This window comes from Dactylosporangium sp. McL0621, from assembly GCF_049995355.1.
Taxonomy (GTDB): domain Bacteria; phylum Actinomycetota; class Actinomycetes; order Mycobacteriales; family Micromonosporaceae; genus Dactylosporangium.
In genome coordinates this window covers 7,940,699-7,956,264 of record NZ_CP188259.1, presented here as the reverse complement: position 1 = coordinate 7,956,264, position 15,566 = coordinate 7,940,699, and the positions used below count along the sequence as shown (strand labels likewise).

Sequence of the window (15,566 nt, the reverse complement as noted above, 5' to 3'; positions counted from 1 at the left end):
GCGCACCGGCTACACGTCGATGGTGAGCATCTCGGCCGGGATGCCCGGGGCGTGCATCTCCCGCCAGATGGTGCGCCACTGCGGAATCTCGTGGAAGCGCCGCAGCTCGGCGACGCCGCCGAGCCAGCCGGCCCAGCCCGGGTACGGCGGGTTGTCGACGTCGAACCCGCTCTGCACGAACGTGAGCCGGGTCTTGCCGTCCGAGCCGTCCAGCTCCCAGCTGGAGGTGAGGGCGTCGGCGAAGTTCAGCGTCGCCTTGCGGCCCGGCTCGAACTCGACGAACTTGACCCCGCCGGGGTCGACGTCGAAGCCGCCCATCGCGAACCGGCCGCCCACGAAGGGCTCGATGTCGACCTTGGCCCCGAACCACCGCTGGAAGGTGTCAGCCTGGGTGAGCGAGTCGAACACCGCTTCCGGGGTCGCGTCGATGACGACCGAGGCGCGCATCTCGGTGGAGGTGTAGTCGCACTTGGGCGTCAGGTCGCGGCCGGCGACGTAGTCGGCGAGGTTCGCGATCGCGAGGGACCAGAACGTCTGCAGCGCGCCGCGGGGTCCGGCCTGGTCGGACAGGACCTCGGCGAAGGTGGGCAGGTCGCTCTGGGTGAGGGTGAGCAGGGTCCCGTCGTCGCCGTCGGCCAGGGTGATCTCGACCGTGGTCTCGACGCCGTCGACGGTCCAGGCCAGGCGCAGGGTGTGGTCGTCGGCGTGCAGGACGCGCTGGTGCGGTTCGGCGCCGTCGGGGGTGTAGCGGCCCCAGAACTCGTACCGGCCGGGCAGGTCCACCTCGGCGTACTCGGCCAGCCACACCCGTAGTGCGGCCGGGTCGGTCAGTGCCGCGTGGACGTCCTTGGGGGTGGCGGGCAGGGCCGCGCGCAGCAGCAGGAGGTCATTGGGGTCGGTCATGAGCTTCTCCTTCGGTGTTCGGGTCTTCGGTCGGGCGGCTCGGGTCTTCGGTGGGGCGGCTCGGGTCTTCGGGAGGGCGGCTCGGGTAGCAGGCCAGGGCCAGGCGGAACGGGTCGCCGTCGGGGCCGCCGTAGCGGGTGAACAGGTCCTGCAGCAGCTGCTGCAGCTCGCCCAGGAACGCCGCCCGCTGGTCGGGCCGGACCCGGATGTCACCGGACACGCCGATCGAGGGCAGGTCGGGCCGGGCCAGGTCGAGGGCGGCGACGTCGGCCTGGACGTCTTCCATCAGGTCGAGCAGGTGGCCGAGGCTGAGCCGGTCCCGGGTCTGCCGCAGCCCGATGCGGCCCACAAGACGCGGCGACAGCCAGTACGAGCGGCCGGTCGCCTGGTAGATGCCCTCGTGGATGCCCCGCACCCGCCGCTCCGCGACCTGACTCACCAGCCCCGCGTCGACGAGGCGTTTGACGTGGTAGTAGACCCGCTGCGGGGTCTGATCCAGCTCCGCCGCCACCTCGGTACACGACCGGGGCTCGGCCAGGCGCCGCAGCACTTCGATCCGCTGCGGCTTGAGCAGGGCCTCGGCCTGCTCGATCTGCTCGAGGTACACGACATCTCTCATGGCAAAATCAGTCTTTACGTAAAAGAAGATTTTGTCAATCACCCGGGCCCTGGAGAAGGTCGGCGATCGCCGCGATGCCGGCCCCGATCGCGCGCTGCGAGGTGTTGCCGAAGCCCAGGACGAGGCGCGGGCGGGCCGGTCGGGGGCCGCGCCACAGGCCCGCGTGGCTGTACAGGCCGACGCCGCGCTCCCGGGCCCGCTCGATCAGCGCCGTCTCGTCGGCGCCGGCGGGCAGCGTGACGACCGCGTGGAAGCCGGCGGCCAGGCCGGTGACCGGCAGGTGCGGGGCGTGCTCCGCGAGGGCGCGGATGAGCACGGCGCGGCGGGCGGCGTACTCGGCGCGGACTCGGCGCAGGTGGCGGTCGTAGCGGCCCGACTCCATGAGCGCGGCCAGGGCCAGCTGGTCGATGGCCGGGCTGCCGCGGTCGGTGAGCCGCTTGGCGTGGGCCAGGCCGGGGCGCAGGCGCTCGGGGGCGACGATCCAGCCCAGGCGCAGGGCGGGCGCGAGGGACTTGCTGACGGTACCGAGGGAGATGACACGGTCCGGGGCCAGGCCCTGCAGGGAGCCGACCGGGTCGCGGTCGTAGCGGAACTCGGCGTCGTAGTCGTCCTCGAGGATGAACCCGTCGCGGTCGCGGGCCCACGCGATGAGCTCCTGCCGCCGCGGGCCGGACAGCACGACGCCGGTCGGCCACTGGTGGGCCGGGGTGACGAGGACCGCGCGGGCGTCGCGCAGGCCGCCGGGGTCGAGGCCGTCCGCGTCGACCGGGACGGGTACGACCCGCATCCCGGAGGCGTCCGCCTGCTCGGCCGTCGACGCGCCTGGGCCCGGGTTCTCCACGGCCAGGGCCTCGATGCCGGCCCGCCGCAGCACGGGCAGGATCAGCGACAGGGCCTGGGCCATGCCGGCGCAGACGACCAGGTCGTCCGGGGCCGCGGCGACCGCCCGGACGCGCGTCAGGTACGCGGCCAGGACCTCGCGCAGGCGCGGCTGGCCGGTCGCGTCGCCGTAGTCGAAGGCGGCGTTGGGCATGGTGCGGCAGGCCTCGCGGACCGCCCAGGCCCAGTCGTCGCGGGGGACGAGCCCGAGATCGGGCACGCCGGTGCGGAAGTCGGCGACCGCCGGCGGCGGGGCCGGCGGATCGGCCCGGTGCGCCGGCGGCGGCGTTCCGTGCGCGGTGGCGCCGGTCGCGACGCGGGTGGCCGAGCCGGGGCGGCTGGTGAGGTACCCCTCGGCCTGCAGCTGCGCGTAGCAGTCCTGGACCAGGCCGCGGGAGAGCCGCAGCGCCCGGGCCAGCTCGCGCGACGACGGCAGCTTCTCCTCGCCGGCGAGGCGTCCGGTGCGGATCGCCTCGCGCAGCGCGTCCTCCAGCTGCGTGCGCAGCCCGGCGGCGCCGCCCCGATCGATCGTCACCAACAGCTCCGGCCCGAAACCGGCCCACTCGACAGGCATGAAACTGGACCTTATCAGTGAGCCGGTTACTCCCTAACGTTCTGGTCATGGCCCTCGACACCGCTCCCCGCACCCGCCTCCTCACCCGTCCGCTGCTGCTGCGCCTGGCCTCGATCGCCGGCTCCGCGATCGGCTTCTACCTGCCCCTGTCCGTGGTGCCGATGCTGGCGCACTCCTCGCGCGGCGCGGGCCTGGCCACCGTCGCCCTGCTCGTGGCGACCGTGGCCGTCGAGCTGGTGACGCCGCAGCTGGTGGCCCGCCTCGGGTACCGCTGGTCGCTGGCCCTGGGCCTGTTCCTGCTCGGCGCCCCGACGGTGGTGCTCGCCTTCGACGCCTCGCCGTGGTCGATCATCGCCGTGAGCCTGGTCCGCGGAGCCGGGTTCGCCGTGTGTACCGTGGCCGGCGGCGCCCTGACCGCGACGCTGATCCCGGCCGGGCGGCGCGGCGAGGGCCTGGCCCTGATCGGCCTGGTGAGCGGCGTGACGAGCCTGCTCGCCCTCCCGCTGGGCGTCTGGGCGGCGGGCCGGTGGGGCTTCGGCCCGGTGTTCGTGGCGACCGCCGCGTGCACGCTGCTGGCGCTGCTGTCGGTGCCGGGCCTGCCGCGCGGCGGCTCGAGCCCGGGCGGCCACCACGGCATGCTGGCCGGCCTGCGCAGCCCCGCCCTGACCCGCCCGGCCCTGATCTTCGCGGCGTCGACGACGGCGGTGGGCGTGATCGTGACGTACCTCCCGCTGGCCGCGGCCGACCTGCCCGCGTGGGTGGCCCCGGCGGCCCTGCTCCTGCAGCCCGCCGCCGCGACGGCCGCCCGCTGGTTCGCGGGCCGGGTGGGCGACCGCCGCGGCCCGGGCGGCCTGCTGCTGCCGGGCCTGCTGCTGGCCGCGACCGGCACCGCGGCGCTCGCCCTGACCGCCAGCCCGGCCGCGCTGCTCACGGGCTCCCTGCTGCTGGGCGCCGGCTTCGGGGTGCTGCAGAACGCGACCCTGACCCTGATGTTCAACCGCGTCCCGGCCGGCGGCGAGAACACGGTGAGCGCCATCTGGAACACCGCGTACGACCTCGGCATGGCCGCGGGCGCGCTGGCCGCGGGCCTGATCGTGGGCACCGCCGGCTACCCGGCGACGTTCCTGCTGACCGCCGCCCTGATGCTGCCGGCCCTGCCGCTCATCCGCCGCGACCGTCGCGCCGCCTGACTACGCTGACGCCCATGGCCGAGACCATGATCGCGATGGATGACCGGGTGCGGCTGCGCACGTGGACCTCCGGTGCCGGGAAGCCCGCCGTGGTCATGCTCCACGGCGGGCCCGGGCTCCCCGACTACCTCGCCCCCGTCGCCGGCCTCATCGACGACCTGTGCGCGGTCCACCGGTACGACCAGCGCGGCACCGGCGGGTCGCCGTGGGCGGGCGAGCACACGATCGCCCGGCACATGCGCGACCTGGCCCGGCTGCTCGACGCCTGGGGGCACGAGCGCGTCGTGCTGGTGGGGCACTCGTTCGGCACCGACCTGGCCGGCCACTTCCTGCTCGCCCACCCCGGGCGCGTGGCCGGGCTGGTCCAGCTCGCCGGCCCCTTCACGGAGCCGTGGCGGGACGCCGACCGGGCGGCGCAGCGGGCGCGGCGCAGCGGGCGGCAGCAGGCCCGCCTCGAGGAGCTCGACGCGATCGAGGTGCGCGGCGAGGCCGAGGAGATCGAGTACCTGGCGCTGTCGTGGTGCACCGACCACGCCGACCGCGCCCGCGCCTGGGAGTGGGCGCTCGCCGCCGCCCGCGCCCTGCGGCCCGTCAACTACGCCATGAACCGCCAGCTCAACGCCGCGAAGCGGGCCGACCCGCTCGAGGGCCGCCTCGACGAGCTGCGCGAGCTGCTGCCGCCGGGCGCGACGATCATCGGCGGCGCCGGGGACAGCCGTCCGGCCGGGGCGCTGCGGCGCCTGGCGAACCGGCTCGGCTGTACCGTCGACATCATCCCGGACGCCGGGCACCACCCGTGGCTGGAGGCGCCCGGACGGTTCCGGGCGGCCCTGCGCGCCGCGGTGGCGCGCGGACCAGGGGCATCGCGACCACCGGTTCAGCCGGCCGCCGGCCGGTAGGACACGCCGTGCGAGTCGGCGCAGTGCGGGTCCGGCCCGTCCAGGCTGATCTCGTACCCGGTCGACGCCGTGGGGTCCGTGTCGGCGTGGTCGACCTGCAGCGTGCTGTGCGTGATGCGGTACTCCCGCCGCACCAGCTGCTCGATGGCGTGCCGCACCGCGTGGCAGTCGCGGCCCTCGGCGACGAGCACGTGCGCCGACAGCGCCGGCTGCCCGGACGTGATCTCCCAGACGTGCAGGTCGTGTACCTCGACCACGTCGGGCAGGCCGGCGAGCCGGGCGCCGAGCGCGGCCGGCTCGATCCCGGCCGGGGCCGCCTCCAGGAAGATCCGCCCGGACGCGTGGACCAGCGCCAGCCCCGCCTTGAGCATGAGCGCGACGACGATCAGCGTGGCGATCGGGTCGGCCCGGGTGAACCCCGTCGTCACGATCACGGCCCCGGCCACGGCGGTGGCGACGAAGCCGTACAGGTCGTTGAGCACGTGCTGGAAGGCGCCCTCGACGTTGAGGCTGGAGCGGTTCGCCCGCGACATCGCCCAGGCCGCGGCCAGGTTCACCGCGATCCCGGCCAGCGCGGTCACCAGGACCAGCCCGCCGGTCACCGCCGGCGGGTGGATCAGCCGCCGGACCGCCTCGACGCCCAGCACCACCCCCAGGATCAGCATGGTCAGCCCGTTGGCCTGCGCCGACAGGATCTCGGCGCGCTTGAGCCCGAAGGTGTAGCCGCCCTTCGGCGGGCGGGCCGCCAGCCGCATCGCGACCAGGGCCAGCACGATCGCGCCGGCGTCGGTGAGCATGTGCGCGGCGTCCGACAGCAGGGCCAGCGACCGCGCGACGAGCCCGATCACGACCTCGCCGGCCATGAACACCCCGATGAGCCCGAGCGCCAGGCTCAGCCAGCGGCGGTCGGCGTCGGCCGAGACCCCGTGGCTGTGTCCGGCCTGACCGTGCCCGGCGTGCTCGTGCCCGGCGTGGTCATGGCCGTGATCGTGGTCGTCCTCGTGGTCGTGGTCATGCTCGTGGTCGTGACTCATCGTCGGCTCCTCGTCGGCTCCTCGTCGGCCCGATTCATGCGCAACCCCGCATATGTTGGCAGCGTACCTCCTGGCACGGTAGGGCGGGCCGGCAAGGCGGCCGGCGTGGGCGAGGATGCCGATCGCGGCGAGTGCGCAGGCGCCGCCGACGGCCGCGAGCGCGGCCCCGTATCCGGCGCGGGCGGCGAGCGTGGCGGCGGCCGGCGGGGCGGCGGCCTGGCCAGGGTGACCGGGGTGTTGAGGAGGCCGGCGAGCGCGGCGACGATCCGCCACCCGGTGCCCATGTCGCGGCGGTCAGCCGCAGCAGGCGTCGCCGGCCCCGATGGTCAGGAGGACGTTGCTGCTGCACACGCCGGTCTGGGGCAGCTCGAGCCGCACGTCGCGGGCGGCGGCCCAGTCGCCGGCGAGCGCGGCGACCACGGAGCGGGCCTGCTCGTAGCCGGTGGCCAGCAGGAAGGTCGGCGCCCGGCCGTAGGACTTCGCGCCCACCGCGTAGTACCCGGGCTCGGGGTGGGTGAGCTCGTCGACGCCGTGCGGCGGGACCGTGCCGCAGGAGTGCACGTCCGGGTCGATGAGCGGGGCCAGGGCCCGGGTGGCGCCGAGGACCGGGTCCAGGTCGAGGCGCAGCTCGCTGGCGATGGTGTGGTCGGGCCGGAAGCCGGTCGCGGCCACGATCCGGTCGGCGACGATCTCCCGGCTCCCGTCCGTCGCCGCGACCCGGCCGCCGGCGGCCGGGGTCAGGGCCCGGACGGCGAAGCCGGTGACCAGTTCGACGGTGCCCGCCTCGACGTGCTCGCGCAGGCGGGTGCCGATCGCGCCGCGGGCCGGCAGGGCGTCGGAGCTCTCGCCGCCGTAGGTCCGTGCGGCGCTCGCCGAGCGGACCGCCCACACCACCGACGTGCCGGGCGCCCCGGCGGCGAGCTCGGCCAGGAAGAGGAGCGTGTTCGCGGCCGAGTGCCCGGCCCCGACGACGAGCGTGCGCCGGCCGGCGAACCGCTCCCGGTCGGCGCCGAGCACGTCCGGCAGCGCCGGCTCGACGAACGCGGCGGCGGCGTGCTCGCCGTCGGCCGGGAGGCCGGCCGCGCCCAGGTGTGCGGCGGCGGCCAGGCCGACGGGCCCGGCGCCGATGACGACGACCGGCAGGTGCATGGACATATGGGTGGCCAATCTCGGGAGATGTCAGGTGATGTGCGGACTGCGGCGCTCGATGAACACCACGTCGCGCCACCGGCCGCCCTGGGACATGTGGCGGCCGACGCGTTCGCGGACGCCGACGGTACGGAAGCCGGCGGCGTGGTGCAGGGCGAGGCTGGCGGCGTTCTCCGGGAACACCCGGACTGGATCGTCCAGACGCCGGCCGCCTCGGTGGAGGCGATGAGCGCGTCGAGCAGTGCCCGCCCCACGCCGTGGCCCTGCGCGGCCGGGGCGACGTAGACGGAGTGCTCGACCACGCCCGCGTACACCGCGCGGGCCGAGATGCGGGACACGGCGACCCAGCCGAGCACGGCCCCGGAGCCGCCGGTCGCGACGAGGCGGTGCGCGGGCAGCTTGGCGCGGTCGAAGGCGGCCCAGCCCGGGGCGGTGTCCTCGAAGCTGGCGTTGCCGCCGTCGATCCCGGCCTGGCAGATCGCCAGGACCGGACCGGCGTCGGCCGGCGCCATCGGGCGGATCGTCGCGGTGCTCATGCGCAGCCTCCGGTCGGGGTGGGTGCGGGCCGGCCCATCACGACGTCGGCGGCGGACGGGAAGCAGGCGATGCAGCGTTCGTTGATGCGGTAGTGCCGGGCGTTGCCGACCGCCTCGGCGAGGACGAACCGGACCTCGGCGAGGATCTTCAGGTGCTGCGACACCGTCGACTGGGCGAGCCCGGCCGCGGCCACGAGCTCGCCGACGCTCATCGGCCGCCCCTGCCGGGCCAGGTACTCCACGATCTGCACCCGCGACGGGTCCGCCAGCGCGCGGAACCACGACGCGTACTCCTCCGCCGTAGCCCGGGCGAGCATCTCGGTCACCGTTCACCACCGCCATCATCGTTCATCGCCGATCTACGATGAAGACTAACCGAGCAGCATCACCGTCGCCACCACCAGCCGGGCGATCGCGGCCAGGGTCGCCGGCTCGACGCGGTCCGGGGTGTCGGCCGGGCTGTGGTACCCGGCCATCCCGGCGCCGATGCCGACCGCGGCGAGCCCCGCGGCGGCGTACCGGCGGTTGTCCGAGGCGACCGGCCCGGCCACCAGGGGCAGCCCGGTGTGCCGCCCGGCCTGGTCGAGCGCGGCGAGCAGCGCGTGCGCCGGGCCGCCGGCCTCGACCGCGGCCGCCTCGTGCAGGTGACCGGCGCCGTCGACGTTGATGACGAGCGGGCGCTCCCCGGCGGCGCGCAGCGCGGCGGCGTGGTGGGCCGAGCCGAGCGCCCCGGCCTCCTCCCCGTCGAGCAGCGCCACCGCCAGCCCGGCCGTCTCCGGCAGCGCCTCGGCGAGGACGGCCGCGGCCTCGAGCACGACGGCGACGCCGCTGCCGTTGTCCGCCGCGCCCGGCTGGCGCATCCCGGGATGGTCGCCGACGCCGTCGAAGTGGGCCGTCAGCAGCACGTCGGGGCCGCCCGCCGCGGGGCGCCACCGGCCGTGGAGGTTCCCGGCGGGCACGTCGATCCGCCGGATCGGCGCGTTGCCGGCGAAGACGCCGGTGCCGGCGCTCGCGGCGCGCAGGACGGCGGCGTGCGTGGCGGGGTCGAGGGTGAGCACGGGCAGCGGACCGGGGCCCGGCCCGGCGAGCATCGTGTACTGCCAGCCGTCCGCGTCGACGCCCCGCCCCGGCAGCAGGCCGAGCGCGCCCCGGGCGTGGCCGTGGGCCTCGGCCAGGGTCATCCCGCCCGGCACGACGAGCCAGCGCCCGGACGGATCGCCCGCCCCGGCGACCGCGACCGGGCCGCGCCGGGTCGACGGTTCGTCGGCCGACGCCAGGTGTACCCCCACCTGCCGGCCGAACGCCAGAGCTCCCCGGACCACTGCGCGGCGGGCGTCGCGTAGACGTCGGGCAGGTGCGGTACCACGAACGGCTCCACCGTCACCTCGGCGCCCGCCTCGGCGAGCCGCTCGGCCAGCCAGGCGCGCGCCGCGGCGCCACCCGCGCTGCCGACGCGCCGGCCCGTGAACGCCGCACCGGCCAGGGCCGCGACCGTCGCGGCCATCCGCTCGCCCGACACCCGTTCCTGGGTCTTCATGCGCAGCAGCCCTGGCCGGCGGCGACCGTGTCGGCCTTCGCCGCGCTGCCGCAGCAGGAGTTCTCGGCGTCGGCTTCGGCGGCGGTACCGCAGCAGGGCGCACCGGCCGCGGCGGGTGCGATGGCCGTGGCGGGTGCGGTGGCCGTGGCGGGTGCGGTGGCCGCGGCGGGTGCGGTGGCCGCGGCGGGTGCGGTGGCCGCGGCGGGCGCGGCCACCGGCGCGGCGGCCGCCGGTGTGGGTGCGGCGGGTGCGGTGGCCACGGGCGGGTTGCCGCAGCAGCCGCCCGTCGCGGCGATGGCGGGCGCGAGGGGTGCGGTGGCGGCGGGCGGGTTGCCGCAGCAGCCGCCCGTCGCGGCGACGGCGAGCGCGGCGGCGGGGTCACCGGCGAAGCCGCCGGGGGCGTGGGTCTCACTCATGGTCTCGTCGCTTTCGTGAGGTTGTCTCGACATCGGTCTAATCAACAGTTGCACCCTGTTTCGACATCTGTCAACCTAGAGAAATGTCGAAACAGCTCGCGCCCTTGGCGGAGCGGCGGCTGCCGGCGGACACGGCGGCGGCGCTCGCACCGGCCTTCAAGGCGCTCGGCGACCCGGTCCGGCTGCGACTCCTGTCGATGATCGCGTCGGCCGGGAGCGGCGAGATCTGCGTGTGCGACTTGACGCCGGCGTTCGACGTGTCCGGCCCGACCGTCTCGCACCACTTACGTACCCTGCGCGAGGCGGGCCTGGTCACCGCCGCCCGGCGCGGAACCTGGGTGTACTACCGCGCCGACGCCGGCCTGCTGCACCGGCTCGGTGCGCTGTTGAGCGTGGAGACGCCCGGCGCGGGGCTTGCGCTGCTTGCGTGTCAGTCGCCAGTAGTGCTCAGTAGTCGACTATAGTTGTCGGTGTGAACTTGAAGGAATGGGCAGCGGCCACGGGTATCTCGTACGCGACAGCACGTCGGCGTTACGAGTCCGGAACGCTGCCCGTTCCCGCGTACCGTCTTGGCAGGCTGATCATGGTGGGCGAGCCGCTGACCGGCGCGACCACCGGTATCGGACAGACCGTGGTGTATGCCCGAGTGTCCTCGGCAGACCAGAAGCCGGACCTGGACCGGCAGGTCGCCCGGGTGACCGTCTGGGTCACCGGCCAGAAACTCGCCGTGGATCGGGTGGTGACCGAGGTCGGGTCAGCGCTCAACGGGCACCGCAAGAAGTTCCTCGCCCTGCTGCGCGACCCGGCGGTGTCGACCATCGTGGTCGAGCACCGTGACCGGTTCGCCCGCTTCGGCGCTGAGTACGTCGAAGCCGCCTTGGCGGCGCAGGGCCGTCGCCTGCTCGTGGTCGATCCGGCCGAGGTCGATGACGACCTGGTCCGCGACGTGACCGAGATCCTGACGTCGTTGTGCGCCCGGCTCTACGGCCGCCGGGCCGCAGCCAGCCGGGCACGCCGGGCCGTCGAAGCGTCAGCCGAGGACCCGACGTGAAGACGATCCAGGCGTACCGATTCGCGCTCGACCTCACCCCGAGCCAGGAACGCGACTTGCTGGCGCATACCGGAGCTGCCCGGGTTGCCCACAACTGGGCACTCGCGAAGGTCAAGGCGGTGATGGAGCAGCGCACGGCCGAACGCTCGTACGGTGTGCCGGACGAACTGTTGACACCGTCGCTGTCGTGGTCGCTTGCCGGGCTGCGTAAGGCGTGGAACGCCGCGAAGTCCGATGCTGCGCCGTGGTGGACCGAGGTGTCCAAAGAAGCGTTCAACACCGGCCTGGACGCCCTCGCGCGCGGCTTGAAGAACTGGGCCGACTCCCGCAGCGGCAAGCGCGCCGGACGGCCGGTCGGTTTTCCCCGGTTCAAGTCCCGTCGGCGCACCACACCCAGCGTGCGGTTCACGACCGGCGCGATCCGGGTCGAGCCGGACCGGACGCATGTGGTCCTGCCCCGGCTGGGTCGGCTGAAGCTGCACGAGTCCGCCCGCAAACTCGCCCGTCGCCTCGACAATGGCACCGCCCGGATCATGTCCGCCACGGCGCGGCGTGACGGCGGACGCTGGCACGTGTCGTTCACCGTCGAGGTCGAACACGCCGAACGCCGCCCGGCCCCGCAGGATTCCGTGGTCGGCGTGGACGTCGGAATCAAACACCTTGCGGTGTTGTCGACGGGCGAACTCGTCGACAATCCCCGACACCTCGTGACCGCGCAGCAGCAGATGCGGGCACTCGGCCGGGCGCTGTCCCGCAAGACCGGGCCGGACCGACGCATCGGGCGGCGGCCGTCGAAACGGTGGGAACGCGCAGCGGCCCGGCTCGGCCGCGCCCATGCCCGGGTGGCGAACCTGCGCCGCGACGGCCTGCACAAGCTCACCACCCGGCTGGCACGCGAGCACGGCACGGTCGTGGTCGAAGACCTCAACGTCACAGGCATGCTCGCCAACCGCAAGCTGGCTCGGCACATCACCGACGCCGGCTTCGCCGAGATCCGCCGCCAACTGGCGTACAAAACCGACTGGAACGGTGGGCGTCTTCTGATCGCCGACCGTTGGTACCCGTCGTCGAAAACCTGCTCTGGTTGCGGCACAGTGAAATCCAAGCTGTCCCTGGCGGAGCGTGAATTTTGCTGTGAGGCGTGCGGTCTGGTCATCGACCGGGACCGCAACGCCGCCCTGAACCTAGCCGCGCTCGCGGCTGAATTCGACACCGCCGGGAGTGGCCCGGCGGCTGGACGTGGAGCCGACCAGAAGACCCGCGTACGCGGGCAGGTGGCTGCGAAACGTCAACCCGGCACGGCATCAGCCGGTCAGACCGGGACCGTCCCGCCGCAAGGCAGGACTACTGATCGTGTGCTTGCTAAAGCACACTGAAAGGTAACGGTCGTAACATCGACAGACATGGGCCAGTCCGCGCCGGACCGCATCGCCGCCTACCTCGACGAGGTGACGGGCGCGCTGCCGGCCGGGCGACGGACGCGAGCGGCGATCCGGGCCGAGCTGGCCGACGGCCTGGCCTGCGCGGTCGAGGCGCGCCTCACCCGCAGCACCGCACCGGCCGCACCGACCGCGGTGGCCGAGGCGACCACGGCGGCGCTGGCTGAGTTCGGCCCACCGGCCGTCGTCGCCCGTGCCTTCGCCGGCGAGCTGCTCATCGAGTCGGCCCAGCGGACCGGGCTCGGCCTGCTCTGCGGCGGGCCGCTCGCCGGGCTGCTGTGGGTCCTCGCCGCGCCCGTCACCGGGTCGTCGTGGCCGGACCGCGTCTACGCCGCCCTCACCGCCGTCCCCGCCTACCCGGTGGTGCTGGCCCTGGTCGTACCGGCGGCGGCGGTGTCGGTGGCCGCCGGCCGGCGGTTCGGGCACCGCCTGCACCGCCTCGGCGCGGTCACCGCTCAGTTCGCCGTCGCCGGCTGCGTCGCCGGAGATGTGTTGCTGCTGGCCGCAGTGGCGGGCACCGGGCCGGCCGGCTGGGCAACCTCCGCGGCGGCCACCGCGAGCGGGCTGCGGCTCGTCGCGGCGGCACTGGCCTGGCGGCGGTTGGCCCGGCTGCGGGCGGCCGCGGCCTGAGCGGTGGCGGTCGGGAGCGGCCGTGGCTCATCGCGGCGGTGGGCAAGGTCGGGAGCGGCGGCGGTCGGGAGCGGCCGTGGGCAAGGTCGGGAGCGGCCGTGGGCAAGGTCGGGAGCGGCGGCGGTCGGGAGCGGCGGCGGTCGGGAGCGGCCGTGGGCAAGGTCGGGAGCGGTGGCGGTCGGGAGCGGCGGTGGGCAAGGTCGGGAGCGGTGGCGGTCGGGAGCGGCGGTGGGCAAGGTCGGGAGCGGCGGCACGGCCGGCAGTGGTTGGCGTGACCGGTGGGCAACGCCGCCGGCGGCCGTCCCGAGCGGCACGGCTCATTGCGGCGGTGCCGGCCTGGCGGCGGGTGGCGCGGCTGCGGGCGGGCGCGGGCCCGCACCGGCGGTGAAGCGGTGCAACGCCCGCCGGATCAGCACGGCGGCCACGACCGGCGGCAGCAGCCAGTACGTCGCGTGCGGCAGCCGGTCCCACACCGGCAGCCGCGGGCCGTTGTCGACGTAGAACCCGGTCAGGAGCGCGGCGAACGAACCGCCGAGCCCGATCGCGTGCCGCGCCGCCCAGCCCGGCCGGTGCCGGCGCCGCGCCCGCCAGCCGAAGCCGGCCAGCCCGGCCGCGACCACCGCGATCGCCGCCAGGTGGACGTCGGCCGGCCACCGCAGCGCCGTCATGGCGATCGCGCTGCCGGTGACGACCGCGAGCGCCCCCAGGTACACCCGGCCCCACCCCGGGTGCGCGCCAGCCCGTTTCCGGGCCAGGCTCGCCCCGGTGGCCGACACGACACAGGTGAGCCCCGCGAGCACGTGCACCGCCAGCACCCAGACGAACATCGCCGCCTCCGTAGACAAGTAGCGCAGCTACATATAGCCAGGCTACGGCATTTGACCCGGGCGGGATAGCTCAGCTAATTTTGAGTCAATGGATGACGACCTGATTCAGCGTGCCCGGGTGTACGCCGCGCTCGGGGAGCCGGCCCGCCTCGCCATCGTCGACTCGCTGGTGCTGGGTGATGCCTCGCCGGGCGAGGTCGGTCTGGCGCTGGGGCTGCCGACCAACCTCGTGGCGCACCACGTCAAGGTGCTCCAGGACGCCGGCCTGGTGACCCGGGCCCGGTCGGAGGGCGACCGGCGCCGCACCTACCTGCGGCTCGTCCCCGAGGTCCTCGCCGCCCTCGCCCCGCCGGGCCTCGACCGGGCGGATCGGGTGGTGTTCGTGTGCACGCACAACTCCGCCCGCTCGCAGCTGGCCGCGGCGCTGTGGCGGGACCGGGTCGGCGGGCCGGTCGCGTCGGCCGGCACCCATCCGGCGCCGCGGGTACATCCGCGGGCCGTGCAGGTCGCCCATCGGCACGGCCTCACGCTCGACCCGGCCGGGCCCGCGCACGTCGCCGACGTCGTGCACGACGGCGACCTGGTGGTCGCGGTCTGCGACAACGCCCACGAGGATCTCGCCGGGCCGGGTGCGCCCGTGCGCCCGCGGCTGCACTGGTCGGTGCCGGACCCGGCGCGGGCCGACACCGACGCCGCGTTCGAGGCCGCCTACGCCGATCTCGCCGGCCGTATCGCCCGCCTCGCGCCCGCGGTCACCGCGTGAACCCGGTCCTGTGGCGGCGCCTGCTCGCCGAGTTCGTCGGCACCGGGCTGCTCGTCACCGCCGTCGTCGGCTCCGGCATCATGGCCGCCACGCTCAGCCCCGGCGACGCCGGCCTGCGGCTGCTGGAGAACTCGGTCGCCACCGCATTGGCGCTCGGCGCGCTCATCCTCACCTTCGGCCCCGTCTCCGGCGCCCACTTCAACCCCGTTGTGTCGGCCGCGGACTGGTTCCTCGGGCGGCGCGCGGGCACCGGACTGGCCGCCCGGGACCTGGGCGGGTACGTCCTCGCGCAGACCCTCGGCGCCATCGGCGGCGCGATCCTGGCGGACCTGATGTTCGGGCGGCCCGCGGTCGCCTTCTCCGCCCGGGACCGCACCGGCGGCCCCCTGTGGCTCGGCGAGGTCGTCGCCACGGCCGGGCTGCTGCTGCTCGTCTTCGCCCTGGCCCGCTCGGGCCGGGCCGCGGTGGCCCCGGCCGCCGTGGGCGCGTACATCGGCGCCGCCTACTGGTTCACCAGCAGCACCAGCTTCGCCAACCCGGCCGTCACGATCGGCCGCGCCTTCACCGACACCTTCGCCGGCATCGCCCCCGGGTCGGTGCCCGGGTTCGTCGCCGCCCAGCTCGCCGGCCTCGCCGTCGGCGTCGGGCTGCTCCGGGCGCTGTACCCGTCCGCCGCCGTCGTCGTAGCCGCCCACGAGTTCGGAGGAATCCCTCGATGACCACCCGGCCCAGCGTCCTGTTCGTGTGCGTGCACAACGCCGGCCGCTCCCAGATGGCCGCCGGCTGGCTGCGTCACCTCGCGGGCGACGCCGTCGAGGTCCGCTCGGCCGGCAGTGAACCGGCGGACCGGATCAACCCGGTCGCGGTCGCGGCGATGCGCGAGACCGGCATCGACATCACCGCGAACACCCCCCGCAAACTGGACCGGGACACCGCCGAGTCCTCCGACGTGCTCATCACCATGGGGTGCGGCGACGTGTGTCCGGTCTTCCCCGGCAAGCGCTACGAGGACTGGCGGCTGGACGACCCCGCGGGGCAGGACATCGAGGCCGTCCGGGCGATCCGCGACGAGATCCGCGCCCGGGTCGAGAAGCTGCTGACAAGCCTGCTCTGAGGCGCT

General features: G+C 75.1%; 18 protein-coding genes and 2 pseudogenes. 9 read left to right on the top strand and 11 right to left on the bottom strand.

The annotated features are described in order from the left end of the window. Positions 1–9 precede the first annotated feature (9 nt). The 3 genes from ACPPVO_RS37565 to ACPPVO_RS37555 are packed head-to-tail and all read right to left on the bottom strand — an operon-like array spanning position 10 to position 2,975. Positions 10–903: an SRPBCC family protein gene (locus tag ACPPVO_RS37565; protein ID WP_426503313.1), complete on the bottom strand. Its 894-nt coding sequence runs from the start codon at positions 901–903 to the stop codon at positions 10–12. Further along, positions 887–1,522 carry an ArsR/SmtB family transcription factor gene (locus ACPPVO_RS37560; protein WP_426503312.1) on the bottom strand — a complete coding sequence of 212 codons (636 nt, stop codon included), beginning with the start codon at positions 1,520–1,522 and terminating at the stop codon, positions 887–889. Before ACPPVO_RS37560 ends, ACPPVO_RS37565 begins: the two co-directional genes overlap by 17 nt. Before the next feature lie 34 nt (positions 1,523–1,556). Beyond that, positions 1,557–2,975, bottom strand: coding sequence for a PLP-dependent aminotransferase family protein (locus ACPPVO_RS37555; protein WP_426503311.1), 1,419 nt, complete (start codon positions 2,973–2,975; stop codon positions 1,557–1,559). A 47-nt stretch (positions 2,976–3,022) separates the two neighbouring features. Here ACPPVO_RS37555 and ACPPVO_RS37550 point away from each other — a divergent pair, with 47 nt between their 5' ends. Both ACPPVO_RS37550 and ACPPVO_RS37545 read left to right on the top strand, forming a co-directional pair. Next, positions 3,023–4,165, top strand: coding sequence for an MFS transporter (locus ACPPVO_RS37550; RefSeq protein WP_426503310.1), 1,143 nt, complete (start codon positions 3,023–3,025; stop codon positions 4,163–4,165). Between the two features lie 14 nt (positions 4,166–4,179). After that, positions 4,180–5,064, top strand: coding sequence for an alpha/beta fold hydrolase (locus ACPPVO_RS37545; protein WP_426503309.1), 885 nt, complete (start codon positions 4,180–4,182; stop codon positions 5,062–5,064). On the opposite strand, the gene ACPPVO_RS37540 is transcribed toward ACPPVO_RS37545, so the two are convergent. The 7 genes and pseudogenes from ACPPVO_RS37540 to ACPPVO_RS37510 form a co-directional block, all read right to left on the bottom strand. Beyond that, positions 5,043–6,098 carry a cation diffusion facilitator family transporter gene (locus ACPPVO_RS37540; protein WP_426503308.1) on the bottom strand — a complete coding sequence of 352 codons (1,056 nt, stop codon included), beginning with the start codon at positions 6,096–6,098 and terminating at the stop codon, positions 5,043–5,045. The two genes, ACPPVO_RS37545 and ACPPVO_RS37540, sit on opposite strands and share 22 nt — an antisense overlap. Before the next feature lie 294 nt (positions 6,099–6,392). After that, a pseudogene (locus ACPPVO_RS37535) lies at positions 6,393–7,187 on the bottom strand (flavoprotein); the annotation flags it as partial. A gap of 90 nt (positions 7,188–7,277) precedes the next feature. Next, positions 7,278–7,783, bottom strand: a pseudogene (locus tag ACPPVO_RS37530) (N-acetyltransferase family protein). Beyond that, complete coding sequence (locus ACPPVO_RS37525; protein ID WP_426514770.1) at positions 7,780–8,100, bottom strand: ArsR/SmtB family transcription factor; 321 nt, start codon at positions 8,098–8,100, stop codon at positions 7,780–7,782. Before ACPPVO_RS37525 ends, ACPPVO_RS37530 begins: the two are co-directional and overlap by 4 nt. 54 nt (positions 8,101–8,154) lie before the next feature. Further along, positions 8,155–9,072 carry a M28 family peptidase gene (locus ACPPVO_RS37520; protein WP_426503307.1) on the bottom strand — a complete coding sequence of 306 codons (918 nt, stop codon included), beginning with the start codon at positions 9,070–9,072 and terminating at the stop codon, positions 8,155–8,157. Next, entirely contained in the window at positions 8,961–9,320 is a 360-nt protein-coding gene (locus tag ACPPVO_RS37515) for a hypothetical protein (RefSeq protein ID WP_426503306.1), read from the bottom strand. Before ACPPVO_RS37515 ends, ACPPVO_RS37520 begins: the two co-directional genes overlap by 112 nt. Continuing rightward, positions 9,317–9,736, bottom strand: coding sequence for a hypothetical protein (locus ACPPVO_RS37510; protein WP_426503305.1), 420 nt, complete (start codon positions 9,734–9,736; stop codon positions 9,317–9,319). The genes ACPPVO_RS37515 and ACPPVO_RS37510 overlap by 4 nt, the downstream gene beginning before the upstream one ends. 83 nt (positions 9,737–9,819) lie before the next feature. Between ACPPVO_RS37510 and ACPPVO_RS37505 the strand changes: the two genes are divergently transcribed. The 4 genes from ACPPVO_RS37505 to ACPPVO_RS37490 are packed head-to-tail and all read left to right on the top strand — an operon-like array spanning position 9,820 to position 12,856. Continuing rightward, positions 9,820–10,200: an ArsR/SmtB family transcription factor gene (locus tag ACPPVO_RS37505; protein ID WP_426503304.1), complete on the top strand. Its 381-nt coding sequence runs from the start codon at positions 9,820–9,822 to the stop codon at positions 10,198–10,200. Positions 10,201–10,208: 8 nt separating this feature from the next. Continuing rightward, positions 10,209–10,787, top strand: a complete 579-nt coding sequence (locus tag ACPPVO_RS37500) for an IS607 family transposase (protein ID WP_426502595.1) — start codon at positions 10,209–10,211, stop codon at positions 10,785–10,787. Beyond that, the gene (tnpB, locus tag ACPPVO_RS37495) at positions 10,784–12,163 is read left to right on the top strand and encodes an IS607 family element RNA-guided endonuclease TnpB (RefSeq protein WP_426502596.1); all 1,380 of its coding nucleotides are present in this window, start codon (positions 10,784–10,786) and stop codon (positions 12,161–12,163) included. The genes ACPPVO_RS37500 and tnpB overlap by 4 nt, the downstream gene beginning before the upstream one ends. Before the next feature lie 27 nt (positions 12,164–12,190). After that, positions 12,191–12,856: a hypothetical protein gene (locus ACPPVO_RS37490; RefSeq protein WP_426503303.1), complete on the top strand. Its 666-nt coding sequence runs from the start codon at positions 12,191–12,193 to the stop codon at positions 12,854–12,856. A 317-nt stretch (positions 12,857–13,173) separates the two neighbouring features. Here ACPPVO_RS37490 and ACPPVO_RS37485 read toward each other — a convergent pair whose 3' ends face one another. After that, the gene (locus ACPPVO_RS37485; RefSeq protein ID WP_426503302.1) at positions 13,174–13,683 is read right to left on the bottom strand and encodes a hypothetical protein; all 510 of its coding nucleotides are present in this window, start codon (positions 13,681–13,683) and stop codon (positions 13,174–13,176) included. A gap of 88 nt (positions 13,684–13,771) precedes the next feature. Here ACPPVO_RS37485 and ACPPVO_RS37480 point away from each other — a divergent pair, with 88 nt between their 5' ends. Genes ACPPVO_RS37480 through ACPPVO_RS37470 form a run of 3 tightly spaced genes read left to right on the top strand, consistent with a single transcriptional unit; the run spans position 13,772 to position 15,560 of the window. Further along, positions 13,772–14,446, top strand: a complete 675-nt coding sequence (locus tag ACPPVO_RS37480) for a MarR family transcriptional regulator (RefSeq protein WP_426503301.1) — start codon at positions 13,772–13,774, stop codon at positions 14,444–14,446. Continuing rightward, on the top strand, positions 14,443–15,165 hold the full coding sequence (locus tag ACPPVO_RS37475) for an aquaporin (RefSeq protein ID WP_426503300.1): 723 nt from the start codon (positions 14,443–14,445) through the stop codon (positions 15,163–15,165). The genes ACPPVO_RS37480 and ACPPVO_RS37475 overlap by 4 nt, the downstream gene beginning before the upstream one ends. Then, a complete protein-coding gene (locus ACPPVO_RS37470; protein WP_426503299.1) occupies positions 15,162–15,560 on the top strand; it encodes an arsenate reductase ArsC in 399 nt (132 codons plus the stop codon). The genes ACPPVO_RS37475 and ACPPVO_RS37470 overlap by 4 nt, the downstream gene beginning before the upstream one ends. Positions 15,561–15,566: the final 6 nt, after the last annotated feature.

Excerpts from the sequence above, each read along its gene's own strand:
- ACPPVO_RS37480 (WP_426503301.1), top strand. The coding sequence starts at position 13,772 with ATGGATGACGACCTGATTCAGCGTGCCCGGGTGTACGCCGCGCTCGGG.
- ACPPVO_RS37510 (WP_426503305.1), bottom strand. The coding sequence starts at position 9,736 with ATGAGTGAGACCCACGCCCCCGGCGGCTTCGCCGGTGACCCCGCCGCC.
- ACPPVO_RS37565 (WP_426503313.1), bottom strand. The coding sequence starts at position 903 with ATGACCGACCCCAATGACCTCCTGCTGCTGCGCGCGGCCCTGCCCGCC.
- ACPPVO_RS37545 (WP_426503309.1), top strand. The coding sequence starts at position 4,180 with ATGGCCGAGACCATGATCGCGATGGATGACCGGGTGCGGCTGCGCACG.
- ACPPVO_RS37470 (WP_426503299.1), top strand. The coding sequence starts at position 15,162 with ATGACCACCCGGCCCAGCGTCCTGTTCGTGTGCGTGCACAACGCCGGC.
- ACPPVO_RS37525 (WP_426514770.1), bottom strand. The coding sequence starts at position 8,100 with ATGCTCGCCCGGGCTACGGCGGAGGAGTACGCGTCGTGGTTCCGCGCG.
- ACPPVO_RS37505 (WP_426503304.1), top strand. The coding sequence starts at position 9,820 with ATGTCGAAACAGCTCGCGCCCTTGGCGGAGCGGCGGCTGCCGGCGGAC.
- ACPPVO_RS37560 (WP_426503312.1), bottom strand. The coding sequence starts at position 1,522 with ATGAGAGATGTCGTGTACCTCGAGCAGATCGAGCAGGCCGAGGCCCTG.
- ACPPVO_RS37485 (WP_426503302.1), bottom strand. The coding sequence starts at position 13,683 with ATGTTCGTCTGGGTGCTGGCGGTGCACGTGCTCGCGGGGCTCACCTGT.
- ACPPVO_RS37555 (WP_426503311.1), bottom strand. The coding sequence starts at position 2,975 with ATGCCTGTCGAGTGGGCCGGTTTCGGGCCGGAGCTGTTGGTGACGATC.
- ACPPVO_RS37490 (WP_426503303.1), top strand. The coding sequence starts at position 12,191 with ATGGGCCAGTCCGCGCCGGACCGCATCGCCGCCTACCTCGACGAGGTG.
- ACPPVO_RS37540 (WP_426503308.1), bottom strand. The coding sequence starts at position 6,098 with ATGAGTCACGACCACGAGCATGACCACGACCACGAGGACGACCACGAT.
- ACPPVO_RS37515 (WP_426503306.1), bottom strand. The coding sequence starts at position 9,320 with ATGAAGACCCAGGAACGGGTGTCGGGCGAGCGGATGGCCGCGACGGTC.
- ACPPVO_RS37550 (WP_426503310.1), top strand. The coding sequence starts at position 3,023 with ATGGCCCTCGACACCGCTCCCCGCACCCGCCTCCTCACCCGTCCGCTG.